Source organism: Alkalibacillus haloalkaliphilus C5, assembly GCF_000269905.1.
Taxonomy (GTDB): Bacteria; Bacillota; Bacilli; order Bacillales; family Alkalibacillaceae; genus Alkalibacillus; species Alkalibacillus haloalkaliphilus_A.
This window is the reverse complement of the sequence record NZ_AKIF01000223.1, coordinates 1-3,027: the sequence shown is the minus strand read 5'-3', so window position 1 is coordinate 3,027 and position 3,027 is coordinate 1. Positions and strand designations below refer to the sequence as shown.

Genomic DNA, 3,027 nt, shown 5'->3' with positions numbered 1-3,027 from the left:
TTGTACAACACGAGCATCGGTACCTTTAGCAATTTGATCTGCTAAATCATGTTTATCTTCAAAGTTATTCTGTAAGACACTGACTTTAATTAACTCTCTTTTTTCTAACGTTTCATCTATTTGATTCAACATGTTTTTATTTATGCCACTTTTTCCAACTTGGAAAACCGGGCTTAAATGGTGTGCTTCTTTTCTTAAATAACGTTTCTGTTTACCTGATAACAAAAGGGTTCCTCCTAGCCTCTTAATTGATTAACGTTGTATTCAGGGTTTGTCCAAATTTCAAACGCCTTCACCGCTTGATAATATAACATAGATTCACCAAAAAGTAATTGGCAGTTTCTTTTTTTAGCATCCATTAAAAACGATGTCCAATTAGGTTTATAAACGATATCACTTACTATTGTACCTGGTTTTACGTAATTTAATGATATCACCTGCTCATCTTCATGAGGGGTCATGCCAACACTTGTAGTATTAATAACTAAATCATACTGTGCAAGCTCTTCTGTTGCCTCATTAAGTGTTAGAATGTTTGAAAGCCCCAGTTGATTAACTAAAGATTGCGCACGTTCTATGCTACGGTTAGCAACATCGACCTGTTTGAATGGAAACTGTAATAACTGGTGAGCAATGCCTTTAGCAGCGCCACCAGCTCCTAGCAACAGGATACTTTTAGTTTCAGCATTTTCAAGAAAATTAGGCGATAATGTTAATAACGACTTTAAATAGCCTTTTCCATCCGTATTATAGCCAATCAATTTTCCTTGATCGATTTTGACCGTGTTAACTGAACCCATAACTCGTGCGGAATCTTCCAAGTAGTGAAGATGTTCGATCACTTTTTCTTTATACGGCACTGTAACGTTAAATCCAGTAAAACCTTCATCTTTCAACCACTCTATATTTTTCCCTAAATCCTCAACTTCAGTATGAATTAACTGATAATGACCTATTATATTATACTCTTGTAAAAGCTTATGGTGAATATCTGGTGATTTAGATTGACTGACTGGATTTCCGATTAATCCTAATCGAAACATTCACATTCTCCTTTTAAATGATTGCATCTCGCACTAACACTCGAACGCCTTTAGGAACATAAGCTGTAACTGTTGACTGTCCATTCGGTACTGTAATCCAACCTAATCCCGAAAACACAATATCTTGCTTCTTCTCGCTATTGATTTGAAACGTTTTAGCTTCTAAATCCGGCCACGCTTCAATTGTCTCTTCAGTTGGAGGAGCTAATAATTCACCAAGATGTTGGTCATAAAGTAAATCAGCTTTATCGACCTTAGTTCTATGAATGTTTAAGTCATTTGAAAAATAACAAATAAAACCTTTTTGTTCATCAACTTTATCAATGTCTAATCGAGCTAGCCCTCCGATAAATAAAGTTTGCTCTCCCTCAAGTTGGAATACCTTTGGCTTCACTTCTTTCTTAGGTGTTACTGTTTTTAAATCTTTTTTTGATAAATAGTGCGCCATCTGATGATCGTTTATAATTCCTGGCGTATCAATCATTGAAGCTTGGTCATCTAGCGGTATATCAATAAAACCTAATGTTGTTCCAGGAAAATATGATGTTGTAATAATTTGTTCTTGTTCAATAGAACGATTAATAAGGTAATTAATGAATGTTGATTTCCCTACATTCGTACATCCTACAACAAATATATCTTTCCCTTTTCTTATTTTCTCTAACTCAAAGGCTGTCTCTTCCATATTAATCCCTTTTACAGAGCTAACTAAGTACACTTCTTTAACTTTTAAGCCAAATTCCTTCGCAACTCGTTTCATCCAATTTTTCACTTTATTATGATTTATTGATTTAGGTAGTAAGTCCACCTTATTACCGACTAATACAACTTCATTTTCACCAACTAATCGATTTAACCCTCTTACAAAGCTGCCATGAACATCGAATAGATCAACGATATTAACGACTAATCCGTCTTGATCTCCAATTTCATGTAACATGGCTAAAAAGTCATCATCGGTCAAATCTACGTCTTGTACTTCATTATAGTTTTTTAGCCGAAAGCAACGTTTACAAATAACGTCTTCGCGCTCTAATGCTGAAAGTGGAGCATAACCAAGCTCTTTCTCACTATGCGTTTGAATTTGAACACCACAACCGTGGCAATATATTTGTTCCATATTAATCCTCCCAATGAAGCATCCCTTTTTTTCTAAAGTAATTAAATATTCTTCGTTCCACCATTCTGTTAAAGCGTGTGAAAAAGCCATCAGTTTGAACAACTGGTACAACTAATATTGTATTAAGTCCTGACCGGTTACCACCTAATACATCGGTTAACAATTGATCTCCAACAACAGCGATTTCATCATCTTTTAGTCCCATTTCTTTTTGCGCTGTTTGAAAAGCCTTGCCTAATGGTTTTCTAGCTTTTGAAATAAACGTAATATCTAATGGCTCACTAAACTTGGCCACTCGATCTTCACTATTATTCGACATAATGGTTACATGAATGCCCTCTTGTTCTAAAGTTTCAAACCATTCTTTAATTTCCGGAGTTGCCTCTGGCTGATCCCAAGCTACTAAAGTATTGTCCAAATCCGTAATGACACCTTTAATACCTTTATCCTTTAAATATCCCGGTGTAATTTCTAAAACTGTTTCAACATGCTCATTTGGCAGAAATTTCTTCAACAACGAATTCACCTCTAATTTCATACTCACTATTTTACATCATAAACAATTAGACGCCATCTTTCAAAGAAATTCTATGGAACTCCAACACTTTTATGTATAACTGTGTAAGATATTATAAATATGCGTCGAATTACAATTCAATACATATATTTTTTCAATTTCGTTCGACAAATACCACCATTTTTCACACCTGTGGATAACTTTACACACATAACCCACAGCGTAAAAACAACTTTTCCAAGCATTACACCCCTAAATATCAACAATTTATACACAAGTTACACACATATATGTGAGTTTGAGACTAGGAAAAAAGAGTGGTAATTATAAAAACAGTTTAAAGTGAG

At 34.7% G+C, this 3,027-nt stretch carries 4 protein-coding genes; all 4 read right to left on the bottom strand.

Annotated features, from left to right (window positions below; translation table 11 throughout):
• The coding region (yhbY, locus tag A194_RS0115655; RefSeq protein ID WP_017187731.1) for a ribosome assembly RNA-binding protein YhbY at positions 1 to 225 on the bottom strand (225 nt) is incomplete at its 3' end.
• Positions 226 to 236: 11 nt separating this feature from the next.
• Positions 237 to 1,043, bottom strand: coding sequence for a shikimate dehydrogenase (gene aroE / locus A194_RS0115650; RefSeq protein WP_017187730.1), 807 nt, complete (start codon positions 1,041 to 1,043; stop codon positions 237 to 239).
• A gap of 13 nt (positions 1,044 to 1,056) precedes the next feature.
• On the bottom strand, positions 1,057 to 2,163 hold the full coding sequence (yqeH, locus tag A194_RS0115645) for a ribosome biogenesis GTPase YqeH (RefSeq protein WP_017187729.1): 1,107 nt from the start codon (positions 2,161 to 2,163) through the stop codon (positions 1,057 to 1,059).
• A 1-nt stretch (position 2,164) separates the two neighbouring features.
• A complete protein-coding gene (locus tag A194_RS0115640) occupies positions 2,165 to 2,680 on the bottom strand; it encodes a YqeG family HAD IIIA-type phosphatase (protein WP_029425408.1) in 516 nt (171 codons plus the stop codon).
• Positions 2,681 to 3,027 lie beyond the last annotated feature (347 nt).

Excerpts from the sequence above, each read along its gene's own strand:
- aroE (WP_017187730.1), bottom strand. The coding sequence starts at position 1,043 with ATGTTTCGATTAGGATTAATCGGAAATCCAGTCAGTCAATCTAAATCA.
- yqeH (WP_017187729.1), bottom strand. The coding sequence starts at position 2,163 with ATGGAACAAATATATTGCCACGGTTGTGGTGTTCAAATTCAAACGCAT.